This is a genomic window from Gluconacetobacter sp., from assembly GCF_047721585.1.
GTDB lineage: Bacteria > Pseudomonadota > Alphaproteobacteria > Acetobacterales > Acetobacteraceae > Gluconacetobacter > Gluconacetobacter dulcium.
The window spans coordinates 1-16,265 of record NZ_JBDNXE010000095.1; the positions used below are offsets into that span (position 1 = coordinate 1).

The window sequence follows — 16,265 nt, forward strand, 5'->3', positions numbered from 1 at the left end:
CATCAGATTCGGAAAAGTCGAATTCATAGGCCGAAAAGAAGAAAAAACGTGAGGGAAAGATTAAAGGACCTGGCACTCCTGCCAGTCCCGACCTGCGGTTTTCTCTGTCTGCACATGGGGTTAGGGAAAGTTTGAGTGGCACTCTGGATTTTATGTGTTTGAGCCGTCATTTTTCAGGAGTGAGGGTTTCCCGCCGTTTCTGACGGCACTGTTCCCCGGAAAGCCCGGTTTTGGCGAGGTTTCGGCCATGGCGCAGGATGACGACGCCGCGTTCCGTCCCAGAGTTGGACGCCTTCGCTCGAAGGGTGGCGCGACACGTGGTCGTGTCGACTTCCTAGCGGGCATTCGGACACAGGTTCGAAAGCTATCTCTGTCCCCCGGAAAGAGGGGCGGCAGCGGGTCAGGCGGCGGCGATGGCCGCCGTTCATCTGTTGGGTCGGGTGCGACCTCGCGTGCGGGGAACGCGTCGCGTTCCGGTTCCACCCGTGGGGTGGGTCGCGGGAGTGGCGCGTCCTTCGTCCGTGCACGCGGGATCACCGGCTGGCGGCATCAGGTTCCTGGTTCCCGGCGTGTGACCGTGAAGGCGCGTGTGGTGCGTCAGGCCGGGAAGGGAGGCGGAGCCGCCGCCCACCTGCGTTACATCCAGCGTGACGGCACGTCCCGCGACGGCGAGCGTGGCGTGCTGTATGGCGCGGGGACCGACCGAGCCGATGCGAAAGCCTTCCTCGAACGCGGCGCTGAGGACCGGCATCAGTTCCGTTTCATCGTCTCACCGGAAGACGCCGACCGGCTGGAGGATCTGACCGACTTCACGCGCGATCTGATGACGCGGATGCAAGCCGATCTCGGCACACGTCTGGACTGGGTGGCGGTGAACCATTTCAACACCGCGCATCCCCATGTCCATGTCGTGATCAACGGTCGCGACGACCAGGGCAACGACCTCGTCATCAATGGCGGCTACATCACCCATGGCCTGCGCGAACGCGCGTCCGAAATCGTGACGCTCGACCTCGGTCCCGTGTCCGAGATCGAGCAGCGCCGGAAACTGGAAACCGAGATCGACCGCGATCGCTTCACCCGTATCGACCGCGCCCTGTTGGCGCAGGCACGCGAAAACCATCTCGACATGCGCCCTGACATCAAGACATCGACCTCCGATCTGGTCGACCGACGGCTGCGCCTGTCACGTCTCGCGAAGCTGGAACGCATGGGACTGGCCAGCCAGACGGAACCCGGCAGATGGACGCTCGACGAACGGCTGGAAGAGCGGTTGCGCAATCTCGGCGAGCAGGACGACATCACGAAGCAGATGCACCGTGCCCTGAAAGCGCGCGACAAGGGAACAGCGCCGACACGCGACCCGGCGCATTTCCGTTTCCATGGCGAGGTTCCAGACAAATCGGTCACCGGGCGGCTGGTGGACCGGCATCTGACCGACGAACTCGGGGAAAAACTGTCGCTGGTGGTCGATGGGATCGACGGACGGGTGCATCATCTGCGCGGCTTCGATCCCGTCCAGATGGAGGACATCCCCGGTGGTGCGATCGTGGAGATCGCTGCCGCTCCGGTCCCTGACAAGCCGCGTCCATCTGACCGGGCGATCCTCGCCCATACCGAAGATGGGATCTATCGCCCTTCCGCCCATCTGGAGCGGATGCAGCTCGACCGCTGGAGCGTGAAAGGCACGCCGGAAGAGCTGATCAAAGGGCATGTCCGTCGTCTGGAAGCTCTGCGTCGGGCGGGGATCGTGGAGCGGTTGGACGCCGACCGTTGGCGCATCCCGGAGGATTTCCAGCAACGCTCCATCGCCTATGACACCGCCCGTGCCCCGAAGGCGACGGTGCGGCTGCTGTCGGCCTTCGATCTTGAGGCGCAGATCGGCTCCGATGGCGCGACCTGGCTCGACCGGCGTCTGGTGGCCGGGGTAAGCCGTGAGGCCGACCGGGTGGAGGCGGGCTTTGGGGGCGAAGTGGGTGATGCCCTGGCCAGACGGCAAAAAGCTCTGCTCGACCGTGGCGATGCCAGCCTCACCCCGGAGGGCATGGTCCGCTACCGGAAGAACCTGCTGGCGACGCTGGAGGCGCGGGAAGTGGAGCGGGTCGGGCAGGCCATGGCTGGGAAACGGGGGAAGCTGTGGCGTCCGCTCGATCGCTTCGAGACCATCCAGGGCACGATGAAGGGGCCTGTCGATCTGGCCAGCGGGCGCTTCGCGGTGGTGGAAAGCGGACATGAATTCTCCCTGGTGCCCTGGCGGCCGGAGATCGGCAGACAGCGCCAGAAGGAGATGACGATCTCCATGGACGAGCATGGTGGTATCTCCTGGGCACTGGGACGGGGCAGGGGACTTGGCTTGTAGCGGGATGCCCCACGAGTCGTTCCGGAGCGCCGACAAAAGCCGCCAATTTTACGCCAGGCTACGCCCCTGTACCATCCCGATCGAATAAGGGCTTGCGTCAGGGAATTTTCAGCTCACTCTGTCATCAAACCTCCAGACCAGGGGAACGGCGATGACCAGGCGGCAGCGGATGAATGTGTATTTCGAGCCGGGCCTGCTCAAGCAGGTCGAGGCGCTGGCCGAGCGCCGGAAGGTGTCGAAATCGGCGGTGATCGAGGCAGCGGTGCTGTCGCTGGTGTCCGGCGAAGACGATGAACGCCGGGATGCGGCGCTGTCCAAGCGTCTGGACCGGCTCGGGCGACGGATCGACGATGTGGATGAGGCCGTCGCTGTGCTGGGCGAGGCATTCGCGCTCTATACTCATGCCTGGATGATGCGCCAGCTTCCCATCCCGGCGAATGAGAACGAGGCCGCGAAGGATCGGGGGGCGAAGATGTATGCCCGGTTCAATGAGGTGCTGGTCCGGCGGCTGGTGAAGGGACAGCGGTTCCTCAATGAGCGGGTAAGGGATGTCGCTGGACGGAAGGAACCGGACACCGGGACATAGAGCAGCTATTACTCGATACCCTCGCACCAGCTTTGAGATGTGAACCTGCTGCATGTCGAACCGCAAATGGGGGTTGTGCCCCAGTCGCCCGATATCTCGGAGGCTATCAGTCGATGGTTACTGACCTAGTCGGGAGGCGAGGAAATTAGATGTGAAAAATCCGGCCTATTCCGGCCGTGATGATCATCGCTACGATTCCCCAGAAGGTCACCCGCAGCGCGGGTTTCAAAGGAGCAGCTCCGCCGGCAATGGCGCCGATGGCGCCCAGTACGGCCAGCATGATAACGGAGACGATGGACACGCCCCCGGCCACGTATGATGGCGGGGTAAGAACGGCTGTCACTACGGGGAATACCGCTCCGCAGGAAAACGCTGCAGCGGAGGCGAAGGCCGCCTGAACAGGCCTGGCCGCCGTTGCTTCGGACAGGCCAAGCTCGTCGCGGGCATGCGCACCGAGCGCATCATGTTTCATCAGTTCGACTGCCACCTGTCGGGCTAGTGTCGCGTCGAGACCTCTTTGCTGGTAAATTCCGGCCAGTTCCTTCACCTCGCCGTCCCAGTCATGGGCGAGTTCGTTCTTCTCGCGTGCAAGGTCGGCACGTTCGGAATCCGCCTGTGAACTGACCGAGACATATTCTCCAGCCGCCATGGACAGGGCACCGGCGACCAGCGCCGAAAGGCCGGCGATGAGGATGTTTCCCTGCGAGGCATGGGCACTGGCGACGCCGACGATGAGGCTACCCGTGGATAATGTGCCGTCATTGGCGCCGAGCACAGCCGCGCGCAGCCATCCGAGTTTCTCGGTGGCGTGGCGTTCCGTATGTGAGCGAAGTCGGGACATGGGGGCATCCATCGAAGGAGAACGTCTATACTTGAGTATGATCGAAATCCTCTCGGGGCAATCGGTATTTTCTTCGAACAATGCAAGTGAATATCATTGGCTTTTTTTCATATTTTTTATGCGTTGTCGTTCAGGCTGCAGTCAGGTAGTTCGCCTATAATTCAGTTTTCTAATTGCTACGGTAAGAGAAAAACGTATGAAACAGGCGAGTGCGCCGGACCAGACGCAACAGTTTCGTCACTATGACGCTCTCACGATGTTTCTGCACTGGGCGACGGCCTTGCTGGTCCTGTTCCAATTCGCGCTCGGCGAGACATGGGGCCTTCCCACCAAGCCCGTTCACCACCTCATGGTGGTCGCGCATCTTACGGCGGGGATCGTCCTGTCCGTGGTTGTTTTTGTGCGTCTTTATTGGCGTTTGACAGGCGGACGTCGGCTTGCGTTCCTGCTCTCTCCGCTGGATCGTCTCTGCGCAGTCGCCATGGAAAGCGTGCTCTATGGCCTGTTGGTGACGGAAGCCGGCCTCGGCTTCGCTTGGCGGTGGGGGGCGGGACAAAGCATGAGTTTTTTCGGTTTTCTGATCCCGCCTCCCTTCACCAGGTTTTCGTCCGGAACCCTGAAGTGGGTCGAAAACCTCCATTCCTGGAATGCATGGCTCATCATTGCCTTGGCGGTAGGTCACGCCGGCGCAGCGCTGTTTCATCAGTTCATTCTGAAGGATGGCGTGCTGTCACGGATGCTGCCGGAGCGATCGGTGAATCCATGATCAGAGGGGCCGATGTGCATTTTTTCAGTCGTCGTATCGCATATCATCTCACCTATTCCTGAATGAAGAACGCATGAAGCGCCGCCACTTTCGTCGCATCGACAAGCTGCTCTGGCTTTCCCTTGTCTCGATAATCGTCCTCGTCGCGGTTGGAGGTCCGGAAATATCCGAAGCGCAAGGCGTGCATCGTGAACAGAATGGGGATCTGGCTGTCGATGCCGCATCTCCGCTGATATCGCGTCTGCGGGTAGATACAGTCACCGTTCGGGCGCGCCCGCATGATATCGACGCACCAGGCGAAATCACGGCGGAGCCCTCGCGTAGTATCAACCTGTTGCCGCCGCTGACGGGACGGATCACGCAACTGGATGTCGCCCCCGGCGCACATGTCCGGGCGGGACAGGTGCTGGCCGTCATCATGTCCGGCGACATGGCGCAGGCCAGTGCGGACGAGGACAAGGCGCGCTCTGCTCTGGTGCAGGCCCGTGCGCAATATGACCGATCGCAGCATGTCGTCGGAGCCGGGGGCGGCGCGATGAAGGATCTGCAGGCCGCACGGGCTGCGTATGAACAGGCCCGGTCCGAACTGGAACGGGCCAGCGCGCGCCTGGCGGCCCTGGGCCGTGACGCGCCGGTGAAGGACGGTGCTCGTGAGGGGGCGCGGATGGCGCTCACCGCGCCGATCGACGGCGTGATCGACACGGTGTCGGTCGCGGCGGGTATGAACGTCACCGATCCCACTGCAGTCATGATGACCCTGGTGGATACGCGTGAATTATGGGTCGTTGCCGATCTGGCCGAAAATCAGGCCATGCTGGTCCGGGCCGGCATGGCCGTGCACGCAACGGTGCCGGTGCTTCCCGATTTGCGCCTGGCTGGCATCATCGATGGGCTGCGTCCATCCTTGCAGCCCGAAACAAGGCGGCGCAGCGCCTATTTCACGATCACCAACCCAGATGGCATGCTGACGCCGCATCTTTATACCCATGTCGCAATCGCTGTTCCCCGACCGCCGGACATCACGGTCCCGCAGACAGCGATCCTGATGAACAACGACGCGACCACTGTGTTCGTCGAGGTGCGGCCTCACGTTTTTCGTCGTCGGACAGTTGATGTGGTGCTCGATGACGGGACTGACTGCCGGGTAATTAGCGGTCTTGCTGCCGGTGATCGGATCGTGACCCAGGGTGCGGTGTTGCTGAACGATGATTGACCGGCTGATCGCGCTCTGCCTGCGGCAAAGACGTATCGTCTTTGCTGTCATGGCTATCCTTGCATGTTTTGGCGCGCTGGCTTGGCGAGACATCGCCGTCGAGGCATATCCAGACCTTGGTGCGATCACTGTCGTGGTCACGACCCAGGTGTCCGGTCTGGCGGCGGCCGAGGTCGAGCAACAGATTACGACACCGTTGGAACGCCAATTGGCGACCGTGCCCGGCCTGATGGATAGCCGCTCCAGCAGCACGTTCGGCCTGTCCCTGATTACGCTGATCTTCCGTGATGGGACGGACGTCTATTTCGCGCGGCAGCGCGTGACCGAGCAAATCGCGCAGACTAACCTGCCGACAGGGGTGACGCCGATGCTCGGCCCGGTCACGGGGCCGGCCGGCGAGATCTATCGCTACACGCTGCAATCGGACAGCCTGAACCTGATGCAGTTGTCCGATATCCAGAACTGGGTCGTCATTCCGGCGTTGATGCAGATCCCCGGTGTGGCCTCGGTCAGCAATTTCGGCGGCTTTACCAAGGAATATCAGCTCCTGCTCGATCCCGACGCGCTGAACCGGTACAATATCGGGATCAACGATGTCCTGAACGCCCTGAAGAACAACAATGTCAATGTCGGCGGCGACCGCGTCACACGGGGCGATCAGTCCTATATCGTGCGCGGTATCGACATGGTCCACACCCTGGACGACATGGGCGATATCGGCGTGACGCAGCATAATGGCAGCCCGGTTTCCATCCGCGATCTGGGCCAGATGCAGTTCGGGCATCAGGTTCGCCAGGGCATTCTGGGCATGGACGGCAATTCAGACACGCTGGAAGGCATCGTCGCGACCCTGACCGGACAGAACCCGTCGCAGGTGCTGGCGGCAGTCCACACGCGGGTCGATCGGCTCAATCAGCGGCTCGCGCGGCAGGGGGCGCGGATCGTGCCCTATATCGACCGCGACAATCTGGTCCATGCCACCACCGACAAGGTCGCCCATACGGTGCTGGAAGGCATGGGGCTGGTCTTCGTCGTTCTGGTACTGTTCCTGGGGAGCCCGCGCAGCGCGATTGTCGCCGCCGTCACCATCCCGCTGTCGCTGGCGACGCTGTTCGTGCTGATGACGGCGCTGCATATGCCTGCCAACCTGTTTTCGCTGGGCGCGATCGATTTCGGCGTGATCGTGGACGGTGCGATCGTGGTGGTCGAAGCCGTGCTGCGCCTGCGCGAGGAACATCCGGACAGGGTCCTGGCTCCGGGCGATGTCCTGGAAATCATGGACACCCTGGCGCGGGCGATCTTCTTTGCCACGCTGATCATCATCATCGCCTACGGCCCCCTGTTCGCCTTCGATGGCGCGTCGGGCAAGCTGTTCCGCCCCATGGCCTTCACCGTCAGTTTCGCACTGCTGGGGGCGCTGCTCTGCGCGATGACGCTGACGCCCTCGCTGGCGTTTCTGGCGCTGCGCAAGCCGCACCGCCTGTTCCGCAACCGTCCGCTGGAATGGTTGCATCATGCCTATCACCGGCTGCTGGCATACAGCCTGGACCGACCGCTGATGGCGTATGCCGGCGGACTCATCGCGTTCGGCCTGACGATCTGGCTCGGGGCCTCGGCGGGGCGGGAGTTCCTGCCCGATCTCGATGAGGGCGCGCTATGGATTCAGGTGCAGTTGCTCTCGGGCCTGTCGCTTGAGCGCGCGGGCGCGATGGCGGACGAGATCCGCGCCGCGATCCGCTCGTTCCCCGAAACCAGCTTTGCCGTCACCCAGCTTGGCCGCAGTGATTCCGGAACCGATCCCTGGACCCCTTCCCACATCGAGGTGCCGGTTGGCCTGCGTCCTTATGCCCAATGGCCGCATGGCGAGACCAAGGCCCAATTCGTCGTCCGCCTGCGCGCGCGTTTGGCCGCGATCCCCGGCATCAGCTTCGGCATCAGCCAGCCGATTGCCGACAATATGAATGACCTGGTCGGCGGTGCCCATTCGCCGCTGGTCCTGCGCATCTACGGTGACGATTTTCACGAACTGCGCCGGATCGGCAACCAGGTCGTTGATATCATGCGTCAGGTTCCGGGCACTGCCGCAGCCTCGATCTTCCAGGAACCGCCATCGCCGGAACTCGACGTGGAGGTGGACCGCAAGGAAGCCGCCCGCTATGGCCTGGCCGGCGCGGACATCCTGGCCGTGGTGCAGAACATGATCGGAGATGGACCGGTTTCGTCGGTCTATGTCGCCGACCGGGTCTATAACATGACCGTCCATATCCCGCGTGCGATCAACAGCAACCTCGATATCATCCGCCAGTTGCCGTTGAGCACCGCGTCGGGCGCGCGCGTGCCGCTGGGCGTCGTCGCCCATGTGTCCGTGCGTACTGGCGAGGGCACCATCGCGCACGAACGCAACCAGCGTCAGATCACGATCCGGCTCGATAACGGACAGCGGCCGCTGTCGCAATATCTGGCCGATGCCCAAAGCCGCATCGCGGCGCAGGTGCATTACGATCCGTCCGCCTACAGCCTGGAATGGGCCGGAACGTTCGAGCAGGCGCAGCGCGCCCAGGCGCGCCTGACCGTGGCGCTGGCGGTGATGTTCGCGGTCATGCTCGTGCTGCTGTTCTGCCAGTTCGGTCGGTTGCGCCAGGCGGCGCTGGTCCTGGCCGTGGTGCCAATGGCGACCCTGGGCGGGCTGATCGCGCTCCATGCGCGGGGCGAGACCCTGAACATTGCCACCGCCGTTGGCTTTATCGCCCTGTTCGGCGTCGCGATCCAGAACGGCATCATCATGGTGTCGAATTTCAATCGGCTCCGGGCCGAGGGTGAACCCCTGCGTGTGGCCGTCCTGGATGGCGCGGGGCAGCGCTTCCGGCCGGTGCTGATGACGGCGACGGTGGCCAGCGTCGGTATGCTGCCCGCAGCGCTGGCGACGGGGATCGGTACCGACGTCCAGCGCGGGCTGGCCACTGTGGTGGTGGGAGGGCTGGGCATCGCGACCATCCTGACCCTGTTCATCCTGCCCACCTATTATTTCGAACTGGAGTCCCGGATGGAGAGACGCCGGGCGCTCCCGGCTGGTTCGGGAAGTGGATCATGAGGCTGTTCCTGTCGATCCCGCGCCGCACCGCGACGGCGGTCGTGCTGGCGGCCCTTACAGGCTGTACCGTCGGTCCCGACTATCATCGCCCGGCATTGTCCGTGGACAATGCCTATACGCCTGATGGCACGATGCCAGCCCCGACCGCTGGGGCCATGCAATCCTTCCGGCCGGGACAGGATATCCCGGCGCAGTGGTGGGACTTGTTTCACTGTCCGGCGCTGAACGGGCTGGTGACGCACGCGATCGCCCATAGTCCCAACCTGGCCTCCGCGCATCAGGCCCTTCTGGCGGCACAGGAGGGCGTCGCGGCGCAGAAGGGCACGCTATGGCCCAACATCAGCGGATTCTTCAATCCGACGCGTAACAAGATCTCGCAGGGTATGGGCGTTCAGGGCTTCAACAGTTACCTGTATAACCTGCATACATTGCAACTGAATATTTCCTACATGCCGGATGTGTGGGGCGGCATCCGCAGGCAGATCGAGGCCAGCGACGCGCAACGCGCCCTGGCGCGCTTCCAGTTGGAAGCGGCCTATCTGTCGCTGACCAGCAACCTGGTGGCTGCGGCCATCCAGTACGCCGCGATCCGGGGGCAGATCGAGGCGACGGAAGGGACCATCGCCTCAGCCCGCGCGATCCTTGCCATCAATGAACAGCAGGCGCGCTTCGGCGATCTGGGCGAACGCGACGTGACGCCGCAGCGCCTGCTGCTGGCCCAGGCGGAACAGGCGCTGCCGCCGCTGCGTCAGCAACTGGCCGTCCAGCACGATCTGATCGCGGCTCTTGCCGGGGATGGGCCGGATGTATCGGTGCCCGATTTCCGCCTGGCCGACTTCCATCTGCCAACCGACCTGCCGGTTTCCCTGCCGCTACAATTGATCGACCAGCGGCCGGATATCCGCGCCGCCGAGGAAACTGTCCGCGCCGCGAGTGCGCAGATCGGGGTCGCTGTCGCGGCCCGCCTGCCTGATCTTAACCTGGTTGCGACGCCCGGACTGGCGGTCAACCGCTTCAGCCAGTTTGCAACCCCCGGCTATGGTACCTGGACCCTGGCGGCCATGATCACGCAGCCGCTGTTCGACGGCTTTACGTTACTGCACCAGGAACGCGGCGCGCGTGCGACATACCAGAAGGCCGCGGAGGATTATCGCAGCACCATTGTCCTGGCGGTGCAGAATGTCTCGGACGCGCTCCATGCGATCCACAACGACGCGGATACGCTTGTCGCAAGCGTGAAGGCTGAGGATCAGGCGCGGCAGGCGCTGAATTTTGCGCGGACAGGGCAGCGATATGGGGATGAAAGCACATTGCTTGTCTTGATGGCCGAGCAGGGGGAAACGCAGGCGCGCATGACCATGGTTCAGGCCCAATCGGCCCAGTTGTCCGATACAGTGGGACTTTTCCAGGCCCTCGGTGGGGGATGGTGGAACAGGAGGCCAGCCACCCCCTGACGGCGGTGGTCGATCAAGGCGGCGGCTATCGTCGATACCTCCGCCCGGCGAGCCGCATTCACCGCTACCCCGATCATGATCGCCAGCAGATGCGCTAACGAATTGATGCAGGCGTTGCGGGTGCGGTTTCGTTTATGGTGGTAAGGTCATCATTAATTCGACGCCGAATGTGGCGTCAGTTAATGGAAATTTCTAAATGTCGTCCAAGTATGGAATGCAGATATTCTGCAGAATCAATCGAAAATAGAACCAATTTATTAATCTGTCGGTTAAAAATATACGCTGGAATATTTTAAATAACCAATCCTGTTCGAAGAATTATGTATCATGCCCGCAATTTCCTTCATCTTCTGGTTCATATAAACATAACATGCGACATCAGGAAATCGGGGCATGATTACCAATTAAGAGCGTTCCACCGTTTCTCAGGGCTTGTCGGTAGGCGACGCCTTAACCTTCTTATTATGACCCTTTTTCGCCTTGTGCACCTTTTCCTTCGGGGCATCGGCCGGCTTGCCGGCACTAGAAGGAACATCGGCCGTTGCGTTTGGTGTCGGACCGCTCTGAGCCATCGCGGCCGGAACAATGGACGCAAAGGTCAAGGTCATAACCAGAGTCCCTATGAGGAACCGTGACGTCATTTGGATTCTCCTTGGATAAGCCGTGTGTGGCAGAAAATCGATCGCAAATCTAACACTCTCGTTACACGAATCTGCCCGGAACACATGTTCCAATTGTCATGTTATACGAGGAACCTGACCTCATCCTGAACGATTGCCAAATTTCCTGATTTTAACTCAGGGTATGAGGTCAGGCGGCAATTCTTTATCCTCTCGTAAAATGAACGAATGGGGCTTGGCTGCTCCGCCCGCCGTAACGAATAACTGTCTGCATGCGGAGTGCCTCAGTTGGTCGTGCTGACACTCCATGTGGCGCTAATGACGTCGGGACTTTGGGCAATGTGCTCGCTCACGGTATCCAGTTCTTTCAGGTCGGCGGATGTGGGCACGAGCAGTGCCGCCAGTTCGACATAATCATCCCCCTCGGACAAGGTTTCGATGTCCTGTATGGGGTAATGATGATGCTCCAGTTCATCGGCCAGGAGGTCGCGTGCAGCGGACACATGTTCCGGGCGGCAGACCACATGCATCCGATACAAGGCTTCCGTCGTATCAGGTCTCAGCGGGCGGCGATCAACGAATGCAACGAGCGGACGCAACAGGGTGTTGCCTGCGAGAATAAACAGAGCGACCAGTGTCGCCTCGCCCGGCAGACCCGTACCGGAGAATGCGCCGACAGCTGCTGTTGACCAGAGTGTCGCCGCGGTGTTCAGTCCCCGGACCTGGCCGCCATCCTTCATGATGACGCCAGCCCCCAGGAAGCCGATGCCTGACACGACATAGGCGATGACTCGGACCGATCCATCGGCACCACCCATGCGTATGCCGAGATCGACGAACGCGGCGGCCCCGACGGCCACGAGTACGTTCGTCCGCAAGCCGGCTGTCCGTTGGCGATACTGGCGCTCCAGGCCAATGATGGCCCCGAGCACAAAGGAAACCGATAGCGCGAGCGCGGTGTCCCAGAAGCCGTGCTCGGCGGTCATGGTGTGCCGGACGGGCCAGCGTGTGTATGCATTACGTGAAACATGGGGCTTCTCCGGGTTGCATAGGCATGCCCGAAGAACCAGACATCGAGAAACCGTCCGTTGATGGGCGATCTTTACCGGTGAATGGTTTTCCAGGCCTCAAGACAATTAGCCGAGGTGTAGTCGGCCGCCTCTGCCCATCTGCCATTTGTGTTTCTAGATCGAGGATTCATGTCAGTCCGTTGGCTTATGAAGCGGGCGATAGTGCTTTTGTAATACGGCGTCAAGTTCATTGGGCGCTCGCAAACGCCGGTTGTCGACATCAGAATCTGACCTGTCCCTATCTGATATAGTAACGTGTTTGTGTTTAAAAACACGCGTCCCCAACGCTGGTATTCAGGCTGTGGTCAGGTTCGGACAATATAAACGAAATCTATAAAATTGGATATGCAATTTCATGCGGACGAGAAAATGCATTCCAGTCCTCAAATTGAAAAAATTTCTACTGTTTCTTGAATCGTAGGTCATGTCAGGAGGCGTTCTCACTATGGATGGTGATATTAATTCTGAATACGCGAAGGAACAATATGCCTGTCAAAAAGAGGGGATAGGAGTGTCAGCCAAATTTATTGCTCAGATCGTTTCTCTGGCGAGTCTCGTTGCCGTTTATATCTACTTTTTTGTTGAATATGGCAGTAGATAGAGCTCGGAAGTTTTCGTGATGGTTTAAAAATAGAAATAGAGAATTGGCGGATATAACTTCATGTGTGACGAAGGTGCTATTTAGATATGTCCTCCATTTTCTTATCCATCCCGAGTTCGCAGGGTCGCGTCACCCATTCACGATGGATGCGGCCTGAAACAGCGCCGAGAGATGGAAGCTATTTTCTGGGACTGGTCGTTATGAACGATGGGATGAAGACAAGGGCTCGCCTTGTCGGGCGTTACTCGGGGCGGTATCGTTCCGCACCTTGGGATTTTTCCCCGCACAATATCTATAATGAAGGTTTGCTCGGTTGGGCTCCAATTCCTACAGTGGACGCGCCATTCGAGAAAATCGATAAAGCATGTGTGGTAGATAAAACCGCCACGGCTCGAACATCATGGTCGATGTTTGATGAGCGTCGGGGCCGGGAATAAAAGCTAGATGATGTAAGGAATTATGGAAATATATTGCATTTTCTGAAGTCCTGCGTCGATTGTCTCACTGCTCGCCTCCGGGAAAGATATTAAATTCTATTTATTATACATCGATGATTGTGGGTTATGTGCGGGTAATATTGGTAAGAGCGGAATTATGAGAAGAAATCAGAGATAAGGGGTATTTCGGTTATGTCCAGTCGAAAGGCTTTCCCTGTGCTGTTTCGATATTGGATAGATTCATAACATTATTCTGAATCACCTGCATTACGATCACGCGGCAATATTTATTGTTCCGATTCCGTTTAGTTCCATATCCTGCTGCGCGAAATCGAATTCGTGACCAGTTCAATGTTGTCAAACCGCATCCCACACGTGAGTGGTTGGAGGGAGGAAAGCGACGTCCACGCTGGTGTGGGCCTTATTTTTGCCGGGCGGGTAAATATCCTTAATGGATTTAAGGAGCAGGCTCCTTGCATCGAACATGCATTATGGGGGCGGTCAGACGCCCGGTCAGTAATAGTAAGCCTGAAAACTGACGGTTGGGTCGTTCTATCGAATGATACATATCACTATGAAAGAAATCTTCTCGACTACCCGCCGATCATCTGGCGGAACTGAAGAATGTCAGAACTGATTGTCAGGTCAGGACAGTCCTCACAGACCTGCGTAATTTTTCTGCACTGATTGAGCCGGGCTCGACGGATGCAATCGTTTGCATGGGCGATACGTTGACCCATCTGGACAAGCGGACCGACGTCTCAAAACTCTATCGTGATGCTTACGACGCTTTGACGCCAGGCGGAGGCTTCGTTCTGACCTTTCGTGATCTTTCACAGGAACTGACCGAAGTGGATCGCTTTATTCCTGTCCGGGCTGACGATCACCGCATCATCACGTGTGTGCTCGAATATGAGCCGGAAAGCGTCATTGTAAACGATCTGGTTCATGTTCGCGATGAAGCTGGACGGACTTTTCAGGAAAGCAGTTATCGTAAATTGCGTCTTCCGCTGATGAAAGAGGAGGCTCTTCGGGGATGTAGCCGTAATGTTGGTAGGTCTCGACCATAACGGCATGGGTGGTAATCGCTTCTTCAACGGTCTGTTCGCGTTCGGCATCCTGAGCATAATTTCCGGCCACGACGGGGCAATGAATACCTGTTTGATAAAGGAGCGTCGCGCTGCGGTATCAAGATGGGATGGAACGGAAAGATTGCACAGGCGCAGATATCCGGTGACATCCGGAATGCCACGATCGGACAGGATATGTCCATTCTGTTGGGATTTAAGGCGATGATTGACAAAGTCTATCATACCTGCGCGCTTGGCCGTTCTGCAATGCTCGCGAACCACGCTCGTAGGGCGGCAGCTTCGTCCGGCAATTCCAGCTTCAGTCGGCTACGGGCAAAATCCAGGGTGACGAACGCTGTGATGTCGGCGATCGAGAAGGTGTCACCTGCGACATAAGACACATTGTGCAGCCGGGCATCCAGATCGGCCATGAAGTCGGCCAGCCTCTGACGACCGCGCGCGGCAAGCTCGGGGATTTGCGCATAGCTGTGTGGCCCGACCAGAGCGCGCCCCGACAGTCCCGGCAGGTTGTTGCGCACGGCTTCCATCGCGGCAAGATAGCCGTCGATCTCCATACGCCGGTCCCACATGCCGATAATGGCGCGCTGTTCTGCCGTGTCACCCATCAGAGGGGGATCGGGATGCCGGTCTTCCAGATAGCGGCAGATGACAGGCACCTCGCTGATCGCGGTGCCGTCATCTAGTTCCAGAACGGGAACGGTGCAGCAGGGGTTGAGGGCGCGGAACGTGGGCGTGAACTGCTCGCGCTTGGCAAGATCGACCGTAACGGTCGGCATCGTCAGCCCTTTCTCGGCGATGAAGAAGCGTACACGCCATGGATTGGGGGCGGTGGGGTAATCATAAAGCTTCATGGCAATGCCGCCTGGGGCTGTTGACAGGACGAAGTTTCCGCCTGTTTCCGAATGGTCGCAAGCATGCGACGGCGGATCAGGCCGCTGACCGGGCGGATCAGATACCAATAGGGCGTGAAGCGACGCGCGGCTCGCTCCGTGATACAAAGCACCCGGGTTTCCGTCACCAGACGATGGATGTTGCTCGAACCCGGCTGGACGGTGAAGCCGAGGGTGAGCTTGCAGACGTCGTCATGGCGAGGGGCGAGAAAAGCGTCCGTCGAGGGAATGTCGCACAATCCGTAATCCGCCTGCCAGAACGTGCCGATGAGACCATAGACCAATGCCGTATCGCCTTGCCGTTCCAGCAGCGTGAAGTCGGTGAGGTCCAGATGCTGCCGCCGCGCGCGGCCGAACAGCCGGGTGGGCATTTCGCGCAGGCGGATGGCAGAGCGGACCAGCGGATCGTCGTCATTCCGCCATGTTGCCACCGCGTTCATGATGCGGCTGTCCGGAGCACAGATATCGATACTGTGTCGTTCACTGAAATTGAAGCGCGGCAGGAAATCGTCCAACGGGTTCATCGCTGCTTTCGTTCTCCGTCCGGCGAAACGGCCTCTATCTTCGAATCTGCCCGATCAATCGTATACCCGACGTCCCTCGCGCGGTCGTAGTGGTTGGCGTGACATTGGTGCTCGTTTCTTTTATAATTCAGAGCTCAAATCGATTTAGATGGCAACAGCTAATGAGTGTTGGTATCGGCCAGACCGTGCCCCCGCAACCACTTGCAGTTTCTGAAACCCCGCTAAGTCAACAGCTTAGCGGGGTTTTGCTATGCGTAAATTGGGGCCATCTTCTGGAGAACTGTTTAATTCCAGAGGTTTAGGAGAAATAAGTTCAAATCGAGGGTATCATACCGCGCAACCACTTGCGATTATCCGCATTGACGTGAGACGCTGTTACAATCAGGCTCGGAAGCGAATGTAATTTTAGCTTCTGGATTAATGACCGACCTTATTCGAGACCTCATTCTCCGCTGGCGGGACGATACGGCAGGCACTTATCAGAACTGGTTTCTGTGGGATGAACGCCTCAAGAACTTTCGCTCTATCCGCCGCGGTCTGCAGCAGGTGGTTGCCGAGATTGCTGCTGGCACATTCGGGGTCGCTTATCGCGGCTCCTCCCTGGAAACGGTCGTCCATTCGATTGCTGAACAGCGTCAGATTTTCAAGGGAGCGGATCATGCGTTCCTGTGGAAGCCGAAGCTACGCATTCCCGATATCTACGAAAACTCTGCCAACCAGAA

At 59.3% G+C, this 16,265-nt stretch carries 12 protein-coding genes and 2 pseudogenes; 8 read left to right on the forward strand and 6 right to left on the reverse strand.

What is annotated here, in order from left to right:
* The first annotated feature begins 577 nt into the window (after positions 1–577).
* Both ABF821_RS15200 and ABF821_RS15205 read left to right on the forward strand, forming a co-directional pair.
* The gene (locus tag ABF821_RS15200) at positions 578–2,359 is read left to right on the forward strand and encodes a DUF3363 domain-containing protein (protein WP_253524995.1); all 1,782 of its coding nucleotides are present in this window, start codon (positions 578–580) and stop codon (positions 2,357–2,359) included.
* Positions 2,360–2,510: 151 nt separating this feature from the next.
* Positions 2,511–2,945: a CopG family transcriptional regulator gene (locus tag ABF821_RS15205; RefSeq protein ID WP_166112776.1), complete on the forward strand. Its 435-nt coding sequence runs from the start codon at positions 2,511–2,513 to the stop codon at positions 2,943–2,945.
* 145 nt (positions 2,946–3,090) lie between these two features.
* Here the strand turns inward: ABF821_RS15205 and ABF821_RS15210 are convergent, their stop codons facing one another.
* The gene (locus ABF821_RS15210) at positions 3,091–3,786 is read right to left on the reverse strand and encodes a VIT family protein (RefSeq protein WP_166112779.1); all 696 of its coding nucleotides are present in this window, start codon (positions 3,784–3,786) and stop codon (positions 3,091–3,093) included.
* A 196-nt stretch (positions 3,787–3,982) separates the two neighbouring features.
* Here ABF821_RS15210 and ABF821_RS15215 point away from each other — a divergent pair, with 196 nt between their 5' ends.
* The 4 genes from ABF821_RS15215 to ABF821_RS15230 all read left to right on the forward strand — a co-directional run bounded on the left by ABF821_RS15215 (position 3,983) and on the right by ABF821_RS15230 (position 10,310).
* Positions 3,983–4,552, forward strand: a complete 570-nt coding sequence (locus ABF821_RS15215) for a cytochrome b (RefSeq protein WP_166112782.1) — start codon at positions 3,983–3,985, stop codon at positions 4,550–4,552.
* A gap of 73 nt (positions 4,553–4,625) precedes the next feature.
* A complete protein-coding gene (locus ABF821_RS15220) occupies positions 4,626–5,765 on the forward strand; it encodes an efflux RND transporter periplasmic adaptor subunit (RefSeq protein ID WP_166112785.1) in 1,140 nt (379 codons plus the stop codon).
* Positions 5,758–8,856 (forward strand): efflux RND transporter permease subunit, encoded by a 3,099-nt coding sequence (locus ABF821_RS15225; RefSeq protein ID WP_415530610.1) that lies wholly within the window; start codon positions 5,758–5,760, stop codon positions 8,854–8,856. The genes ABF821_RS15220 and ABF821_RS15225 overlap by 8 nt, the downstream gene beginning before the upstream one ends.
* A complete protein-coding gene (locus tag ABF821_RS15230) occupies positions 8,853–10,310 on the forward strand; it encodes an efflux transporter outer membrane subunit (RefSeq protein ID WP_415530611.1) in 1,458 nt (485 codons plus the stop codon). Before ABF821_RS15225 ends, ABF821_RS15230 begins: the two co-directional genes overlap by 4 nt.
* A gap of 425 nt (positions 10,311–10,735) precedes the next feature.
* Here ABF821_RS15230 and ABF821_RS15235 read toward each other — a convergent pair whose 3' ends face one another.
* Both ABF821_RS15235 and ABF821_RS15240 read right to left on the reverse strand, forming a co-directional pair.
* The gene (locus ABF821_RS15235; protein WP_253525001.1) at positions 10,736–10,918 is read right to left on the reverse strand and encodes a hypothetical protein; all 183 of its coding nucleotides are present in this window, start codon (positions 10,916–10,918) and stop codon (positions 10,736–10,738) included.
* 296 nt (positions 10,919–11,214) lie between these two features.
* Positions 11,215–11,916 carry an MgtC/SapB family protein gene (locus ABF821_RS15240; protein WP_406586284.1) on the reverse strand — a complete coding sequence of 234 codons (702 nt, stop codon included), beginning with the start codon at positions 11,914–11,916 and terminating at the stop codon, positions 11,215–11,217.
* A 1,841-nt stretch (positions 11,917–13,757) separates the two neighbouring features.
* Here ABF821_RS15240 and ABF821_RS15245 point away from each other — a divergent pair.
* The gene (locus tag ABF821_RS15245) at positions 13,758–14,108 is read left to right on the forward strand and encodes a hypothetical protein (RefSeq protein ID WP_253525009.1); all 351 of its coding nucleotides are present in this window, start codon (positions 13,758–13,760) and stop codon (positions 14,106–14,108) included.
* 105 nt (positions 14,109–14,213) lie between these two features.
* Here the strand turns inward: ABF821_RS15245 and ABF821_RS15250 are convergent.
* The 3 genes and pseudogenes from ABF821_RS15250 to ABF821_RS15260 all read right to left on the reverse strand — a co-directional run.
* Positions 14,214–14,351, reverse strand: a pseudogene (locus ABF821_RS15250) (hypothetical protein); the annotation flags it as partial.
* Positions 14,348–14,980 (reverse strand): glutathione S-transferase family protein, encoded by a 633-nt coding sequence (locus tag ABF821_RS15255; RefSeq protein ID WP_253525012.1) that lies wholly within the window; start codon positions 14,978–14,980, stop codon positions 14,348–14,350. The pseudogene ABF821_RS15250 and the gene ABF821_RS15255, both read right to left, overlap by 4 nt.
* Entirely contained in the window at positions 14,977–15,543 is a 567-nt protein-coding gene (locus ABF821_RS15260; protein ID WP_406586285.1) for a hypothetical protein, read from the reverse strand. The genes ABF821_RS15255 and ABF821_RS15260 overlap by 4 nt, the downstream gene beginning before the upstream one ends.
* A 420-nt stretch (positions 15,544–15,963) precedes the next feature.
* Between ABF821_RS15260 and ABF821_RS15265 the strand changes: the two are divergent.
* Positions 15,964–16,265, forward strand: a pseudogene (locus ABF821_RS15265) (type II restriction endonuclease); the annotation flags it as partial.

What these genes read in the sequence shown, in the direction of transcription:
- ABF821_RS15220 (WP_166112785.1), top strand. Translation starts at nt 4,626, where the DNA reads ATGAAGCGCCGCCACTTTCGTCGCATCGACAAGCTGCTCTGGCTTTCC.
- ABF821_RS15255 (WP_253525012.1), bottom strand. Translation starts at nt 14,980, where the DNA reads ATGAAGCTTTATGATTACCCCACCGCCCCCAATCCATGGCGTGTACGC.
- ABF821_RS15235 (WP_253525001.1), bottom strand. Translation starts at nt 10,918, where the DNA reads ATGACCTTGACCTTTGCGTCCATTGTTCCGGCCGCGATGGCTCAGAGC.
- ABF821_RS15215 (WP_166112782.1), top strand. Translation starts at nt 3,983, where the DNA reads ATGAAACAGGCGAGTGCGCCGGACCAGACGCAACAGTTTCGTCACTAT.
- ABF821_RS15245 (WP_253525009.1), top strand. Translation starts at nt 13,758, where the DNA reads ATGGGCGATACGTTGACCCATCTGGACAAGCGGACCGACGTCTCAAAA.
- ABF821_RS15240 (WP_406586284.1), bottom strand. Translation starts at nt 11,916, where the DNA reads ATGACCGCCGAGCACGGCTTCTGGGACACCGCGCTCGCGCTATCGGTT.
- ABF821_RS15205 (WP_166112776.1), top strand. Translation starts at nt 2,511, where the DNA reads ATGACCAGGCGGCAGCGGATGAATGTGTATTTCGAGCCGGGCCTGCTC.
- ABF821_RS15260 (WP_406586285.1), bottom strand. Translation starts at nt 15,543, where the DNA reads ATGAACCCGTTGGACGATTTCCTGCCGCGCTTCAATTTCAGTGAACGA.
- ABF821_RS15225 (WP_415530610.1), top strand. Translation starts at nt 5,758, where the DNA reads ATGATTGACCGGCTGATCGCGCTCTGCCTGCGGCAAAGACGTATCGTC.
- ABF821_RS15230 (WP_415530611.1), top strand. Translation starts at nt 8,853, where the DNA reads ATGAGGCTGTTCCTGTCGATCCCGCGCCGCACCGCGACGGCGGTCGTG.
- ABF821_RS15210 (WP_166112779.1), bottom strand. Translation starts at nt 3,786, where the DNA reads ATGTCCCGACTTCGCTCACATACGGAACGCCACGCCACCGAGAAACTC.